At 67.0% G+C, this 5,529-nt stretch carries 6 protein-coding genes, 1 tRNA gene and 1 pseudogene; 5 read left to right on the top strand and 3 right to left on the bottom strand.

Going from position 1 to position 5,529, the window contains the following annotated elements; all coding sequences use genetic code 11:
* The 3 genes and pseudogenes from VF536_RS26305 to VF536_RS26295 all read left to right on the top strand — a co-directional run.
* Positions 1-271, top strand: a pseudogene (locus VF536_RS26305) (hypothetical protein); the annotation flags it as partial.
* A 4-nt stretch (positions 272-275) separates the two neighbouring features.
* Positions 276-1,466, top strand: a complete 1,191-nt coding sequence (locus tag VF536_RS26300) for a PHB depolymerase family esterase (protein WP_331617902.1) — start codon at positions 276-278, stop codon at positions 1,464-1,466.
* A 45-nt stretch (positions 1,467-1,511) separates the two neighbouring features.
* Positions 1,512-2,015, top strand: coding sequence for a ferritin-like domain-containing protein (locus tag VF536_RS26295; protein ID WP_331617901.1), 504 nt, complete (start codon positions 1,512-1,514; stop codon positions 2,013-2,015).
* Positions 2,016-2,075: 60 nt separating this feature from the next.
* On the opposite strand, the gene VF536_RS26290 is transcribed toward VF536_RS26295, so the two are convergent.
* Positions 2,076-2,204, bottom strand: coding sequence for a hypothetical protein (locus VF536_RS26290; RefSeq protein ID WP_331617900.1), 129 nt, complete (start codon positions 2,202-2,204; stop codon positions 2,076-2,078).
* 182 nt (positions 2,205-2,386) lie between these two features.
* On the opposite strand from VF536_RS26290, the gene VF536_RS26285 reads away from it, so the two are divergent.
* Complete coding sequence (locus VF536_RS26285; RefSeq protein WP_331617899.1) at positions 2,387-3,112, top strand: Crp/Fnr family transcriptional regulator; 726 nt, start codon at positions 2,387-2,389, stop codon at positions 3,110-3,112.
* A 245-nt stretch (positions 3,113-3,357) separates the two neighbouring features.
* Positions 3,358-3,939, top strand: coding sequence for a hypothetical protein (locus tag VF536_RS26280; RefSeq protein ID WP_331617898.1), 582 nt, complete (start codon positions 3,358-3,360; stop codon positions 3,937-3,939).
* A gap of 112 nt (positions 3,940-4,051) precedes the next feature.
* Here VF536_RS26280 and VF536_RS26275 read toward each other — a convergent pair.
* Together VF536_RS26275 and VF536_RS26270 are read right to left on the bottom strand one after the other, a co-directional pair.
* Positions 4,052-4,127, bottom strand: a tRNA-His gene (locus VF536_RS26275).
* Positions 4,128-4,246: 119 nt separating this feature from the next.
* Positions 4,247-5,529: peptidylprolyl isomerase (locus VF536_RS26270; protein WP_331617897.1), on the bottom strand; the 1,283-nt coding region annotated here is incomplete at its 5' end.

The following is a 5,529-nucleotide window of genomic DNA, read 5'->3' as shown; positions in this document are numbered from 1 at the left end:
GATCGGCACCAGCATCGCGTTGCCGGGCCTGGGTCTGGTGATCGCGGGTCCGCTCGCGGCAGCCGCCGCGGGTGCCGGCGCCGGCGCGGCCGGTGGCGGCCTGATCGGGGCGCTCATCGGCTGGAACATGCCGGAGGAGCGCGTCAAGCAATACGAGGAAGGCGTACGCAACGGCGGGATCCTGATGGGTCTGCGCGCGAAGAACGATGAGGACGCCGAGCACCTCGAACGCAGCTGGACTGCGGCCAACGGCCAGAACGTCGCCCGGTGATGTGATGAATCCCGATTTCCAGCGAATGATGTCGCGCGCCGCCCTGCAGACGCGGGGCGGCGACCTGATGGGGGCCACGCGCTCCATCCAGAACGCCTTGGCCGGCGCGGTCGATACGACAGCCGGGGCTGAGACCGACACCGACACCGACGCGCAGGACACCGACGTCATCGACGTCGAGGCGCGCATGATCGAGGATCGTCACGTGGAGATCGGCGTGGCGAACGAGCTCCGCGCCCCACCCATCGTTCACGAGGTGCATGTCGCGCCGCAGGCACGTGAAGCACGTGAAGCACGTGAGGCAGGCGAGGCGCGCGCGCCGGTCATCGACGAGGAACGCTTCCTCGCCGCCACCTACGCGCGCGGCCGCGTATCCATCGACTACAAGCTCTACGTGCCGCCCGGCGATCCATCGCTGCCGCGCCCCTTGCTGCTGATGCTGCACGGCTGCACGCAGAACCCCGACGACTTCGCCGCCGGGACCCGCATGAACGAACTGGCGCGGCGCCACGGCTGGCTGGTGCTTTATCCGGCGCAGTCCGCCAAGACGAATCCGCAGGGCTGCTGGAACTGGTTCAAGACCGGACACCAGGAGCGCGGGCGCGGTGAGCCCGCGCTGCTCGCGTCACTCACCCAGCACGTCATGAGCACCCACCGCGTCGATGCGCGGCATGTGCATGTGGCGGGACTGTCCGCCGGCGGCGCGATGGCGGCGGTGCTGGGGCAGACCTATCCGGAGCTCTTCGCCGCCGTGGGCGTGCATTCCGGACTGCCTTGCGGCGCGGTGGCCAGTGCGCCGGAGGCGCTCGCCCTGATGAGGACCGGTCAGGCGATGCCCGGCGCCTCCCGCCCTGCCGCCTCGTCGCCGCGCGCGATGCCGACGATCGTTTTCCACGGCACCCGCGATATGACCGTCCACCCGCTCAACGGCGAACAGGTCTACGCCGACGCGACCGCTGACCGCCAGGGCTCCGAACGTGTCGAACACGGTCGCGAAGGCGGTCGCGCCTACACACGCAAGACCCGCGTCGCCGCCGATGGGCGCTCGCTCGCCGAGCTCTGGCTCATCGACGGCGCCGGCCATGCGTGGTCCGGCGGCGATCGCCGCGGGTCTCATGCCGACTGGCAAGGCCCGGATGCGGCGAGCCAGATGATCTGCTTCTTCTCCGCGCATCCGCGCGCCGGCGACGCCTGACACGCGTCGCCCTCCCCACCTCCCCCCACTTCCTGGAGCGCCACCATGGCCACCCTCTCCTCGCTCTCCGACCTCTACATCAGCGAACTGAAGGACCTCTGGTCCGCCAATGACCAGATGGCCAAGGCCCTCAAGAAGATCGCGCCGCAGGCGACCAACGCGAAGCTGACGCAGCTGCTCGGAGAGGCGCAAACCGGCATTGCGGATCACACTAACCTCCTGAAGACGCTGATCGCCAACCAGGGCGAGGAGGTCTCGAAGGAACACTGCAAGGGCATGGAGGGCCTGGTCAGCGAGGCGCTCAAGCATGTGCTCGAGGACCCGCCGCAGAACGGCCCGGTGCTGGACGCGCTCATCATTGCGCAGTACCAGCGCATGACGCATTACGGCATCACCGGCTTCGGCACGGTGGCGGCCTTCGCGAACGCGCCCGAACTGGACGACGACAGCCAGCAGTTGAAGGACGCGGTCGACGACCTGTACGACGCCGACGAGTTGATGACGGAGCTGGCCGAAGCCGCGGTCAATCGTGAAGCGGCGGAGGAATAGTCCCCCGCTCCGCCTCCTCTTCCGTCGTCCTCTTCCATCCTCCTCTTCTGGCGCCCGTCTCTACCGCCTTCCGACGCGCGACGGCGTGGACGGGGGCGTCACCGCCCCCGGCATCGCGGGCGACGGGGTGGGCGGCTTCGCCTGCTTGGGTTTCTTGGCTTCCTTGTTGCCGTGTTGACGCTTGGACATTCGCACTCCTGGACAGATGAAGATGAAGATGAAGGGACTGAGTGGCAGCCTGCGCCCATCCGTCGGCGAGGTCGGTGCGCCACCGTACCCAGCCGGCCTCGCAAGGAGCTTCACCCGATGCCGCTCGGGTGTCTCATTCCTATACTCGAACAACGACGGTCCAACGCCGCAAGGGAGCGCCCATGGTGAGCATGGAGTTGGCGCGTGAGAACCGACTCCTCGCCGCGCTGTCCGATGACGAGCTGTCCCGATGGTTGCCCGACCTGGAAGCGGTGGAGGCACCGCTCGGTGAGGTGCTCTACGAGTCCGGCGGACAACTGACCCACGTCTACTTTCCGACGACCTGCATCGTCTCGCTGCTCTACGTGCTGGAGGACGGCGGGTCCGCCGAAATCTCCGTCGTGGGCTACGAGGGCGTGCTCGGGGTGTCGCTCTTCATGGGCGGCCAGACCACGCCCAGCCGCGGCGTCGTGCAGAGCGCCGGCCAACTGCTGCGGCTGCGATCCGATCTGATGCTCAAGGAGTTCAACCGCGCCGGCAAGGTGATGCAGCTGCTGCTGCGCTACACGCAGGCGCTGCTCACGCAGATGTCCCAGACGGCGGTGTGCAACCGGCATCACTCGCTGGATCAGCAGCTCTGCCGCTGGCTGCTGCTGAGCCTGGACCGGCTGCACGGCGACGACCTCGTCATGACCCAGGAGCTGATCGCCAACATGCTGGGCGTGCGCCGCGAAGGGGTCACCGAAGCCGCGGGCAATCTGCAGGACGCCGGACTCATCCGCTATCGGCGCGGCCACATCACCGTGCTGGACCGTCCTGGCCTGGAGCAGCGCACCTGCGAGTGCTACGCCGTGGTGAAGAACGAATACAACCGGCTGCTGGCGCCCCTCCCGGTCGCAGGTCTCTGACGCCCGCCTGGCTGTCGCGACCCGCTTCCAGCTCCCCGAAGCCAGACAACGGCAAGCGGGTCATCCCACCGTGCCCCACTGTCCACGCCGCTGTCAGAATCGCTGCCCTGGCCGTGTCATGACAGGCTGGCGGCGGGCTGTGCTGGAGGCTGTCAGCGTCCTGCGCCGGCTTGTCAGACCGACAGGCATTGCGACTCAAAAACTGTGGGAGCGGAGGACGAATGAAGAGATCAATGAAACGCCTGATGAAAGGCGTGGTGGGCGCGGTTGCCATGGCCGGCCTGTTGAGCGGGTGCACCTCGTTCAGGGCAGTGGAGAAGAACACGACCGTGAGCCCGGGCGAGACCCTCTTTGTGCTGGGTGTGTCTCCGGAAAACTACCGGGTCAAGGTCTTCCCGGGCACCGTCAAGGACGGTGTTTTCCGCGAGGACACGCTCGGCCTGGCCGCTGTCTACGGCGGCCCTGACAACGGGTATGTGGTGGGCAAGGCCCACAAGGGCGACGTGCTGGCCATCACGATGGTCCGGCGTCTCAAGGACACCGCGGATGTCCTGGGCCAGGACTTCGTGCCCTGCGCCGGCTACAAGACCATGGTCTTCACCGTACCGGACCAGCCGGTGGTCTATCTGGGGGATGTGAGCTACACGACCGCCCAGAACGGGCGTGGGCTCGCCATCCGCTACACCGACAACCTCGAGGCGGTGACGGCGTATCTGGCCAAGAACTACCCCAACCTGCCTTCGGCACCCGTGCCGGCCGCGTATGACCTGAGGCCAGCGAAGTTGTCCTGCACGACCACGGTCGTGGTGCCCATCTACGTCCGCTGACGAGCCTGGCGGCGAATGAGGCCGCCAAGCAAAGGCCGCCAAGCACTGGCCAGCAATGGCCGCCAAGCAAAACGCCCGCAGGACTTGCGTCTTGCGGGCGTTTCTTGTTTGGTGGGGTGGCTAATGGGACTCGAACCCACGACAACCAGAATCACAATCTGGGACTCTACCAACTGAGCTATAGCCACCACTGGAGAAGCCTTAGATTATGGCCACTTTTCTCCTCTGTGGGAAGCACTTTCTGCGATTCTTTTGAGAATACCTTCGAATCGCGCGAGTGCCGCCCTTTGCCTTGTCTGGCGAACGATCAGTTCGTCGGCGCCGAGGCGGCCGTCGCCTTCAGCACCGCCGGTTTGATCGCCGCCTTGTAGTCGGCCTTGAGCACGTTGTAGTAGCCGGCCATCTCGACCGCGCTCCAGGCGCGCGCGTACTGGTCCGCCGCCCGCTTCGCATCGATCAGCGCCGGATCGCGCGGCAGGACCTTGTCGATCTTCACGACCAGGAAGTCGCCGTTGCCCGCGTCCACGCCCACATACGCCGGCAGCTTCGAGGCATCGGCACGCAGGACCTGGTCCAGCGCCTTCTGCGGCAGCACGCCCGGCTTGGCGCGCGACACGGTCAGCGCCTCGCCCAGACCCTTGGCGTCGCCGCCCTTCTGCAGGTCGGCCAGGCGGGCTTCGCCCGCCTTCTTCGCGGCTTGCGCGGCGTGATCCGCCACCCAGGCCATCGTCAGCATCGGCTTGACCTCGGCCAGCGGCGGCACGCGCGCCGGCTTGTAGGCGACGACGCGCGCCGACACCAGCTGGTTGCCGCCCGCCTCGACCGCGGCCGTGTTGTGCTTGTCCTTCAGCGAATCCGCCGCGAACACCGCTTCCAGCAGCTTGGGCGACGCCAGCACGCCGGTCGCGTCCGGCGCGGCCTTGCGTTGCACGGTCGCCTTCTGGATCGTCAGCTTGAACTTGTCGGCCGCCGGCTTCAGCGAATCCGCGTCGCTGTAGACCGCGTCGGTGAAGCTGTCCGCCTGTTCGGTGAAGCGCTTCTGCGCCAGCTCACGGCGCAGGTCGCCTTCGATGCCGGCCTTGACCGTCTCGAACGGACGCACCTGACCGCCGCGAAGGTCGGTCAGCATGATGATGTGATAACCGAAGTCGGACTGGACCACGTTGCTGATCTCGCCCTTCTTCAGCGCGTAGACCGCGTCCTCGAACGGCTTGACCATCGCGCCCTTGCCGAAGAAGTCCAGGTCGCCGCCGTTCGTGGCCGAACCCGGGTCCTCGGAATTCTTCTTCGCCAGCTCGGCGAAACCGGCCGGGTTCTTGCGCGCCTCGGCCAGCAGCTCGTCGGCCTTGGCCTTCGCCTTGGCCTTGTCCGCCGCCGACATGTCCGAGCCGGCCTTGATCAGGATGTGGCTCGCGCGACGTTCCTCGTCGGAGGTGAAGCGCGCCTTGTTCTCTTCGTAGTACTTCTTGACGTCGTCCGCATTGACGGTCACGCCCGCCTGCAGCGCGCCGACGTCCAGCACGACGTACTCGATGTCGGCGCTTTCCGGCAGCTGGAACTTCGCGGCGACCTTCGGGTCCTTGTAGTAGG

The organism is Roseateles sp., assembly GCF_036486225.1.
Classification (GTDB): Bacteria; Pseudomonadota; Gammaproteobacteria; order Burkholderiales; family Burkholderiaceae_C; genus Roseateles.
Note: the sequence above shows the minus strand (reverse complement) of the source record. Positions and strands in the feature narration are given on the sequence as shown.

Bases quoted from the DNA above. Each gene is read 5' to 3' on its own strand.
- VF536_RS26300 (WP_331617902.1), top strand. From the start codon at position 276: ATGAATCCCGATTTCCAGCGAATGATGTCGCGCGCCGCCCTGCAGACG.
- VF536_RS26295 (WP_331617901.1), top strand. From the start codon at position 1,512: ATGGCCACCCTCTCCTCGCTCTCCGACCTCTACATCAGCGAACTGAAG.
- VF536_RS26290 (WP_331617900.1), bottom strand. From the start codon at position 2,204: ATGTCCAAGCGTCAACACGGCAACAAGGAAGCCAAGAAACCCAAGCAG.
- VF536_RS26285 (WP_331617899.1), top strand. From the start codon at position 2,387: ATGGTGAGCATGGAGTTGGCGCGTGAGAACCGACTCCTCGCCGCGCTG.
- VF536_RS26280 (WP_331617898.1), top strand. From the start codon at position 3,358: ATGAAAGGCGTGGTGGGCGCGGTTGCCATGGCCGGCCTGTTGAGCGGG.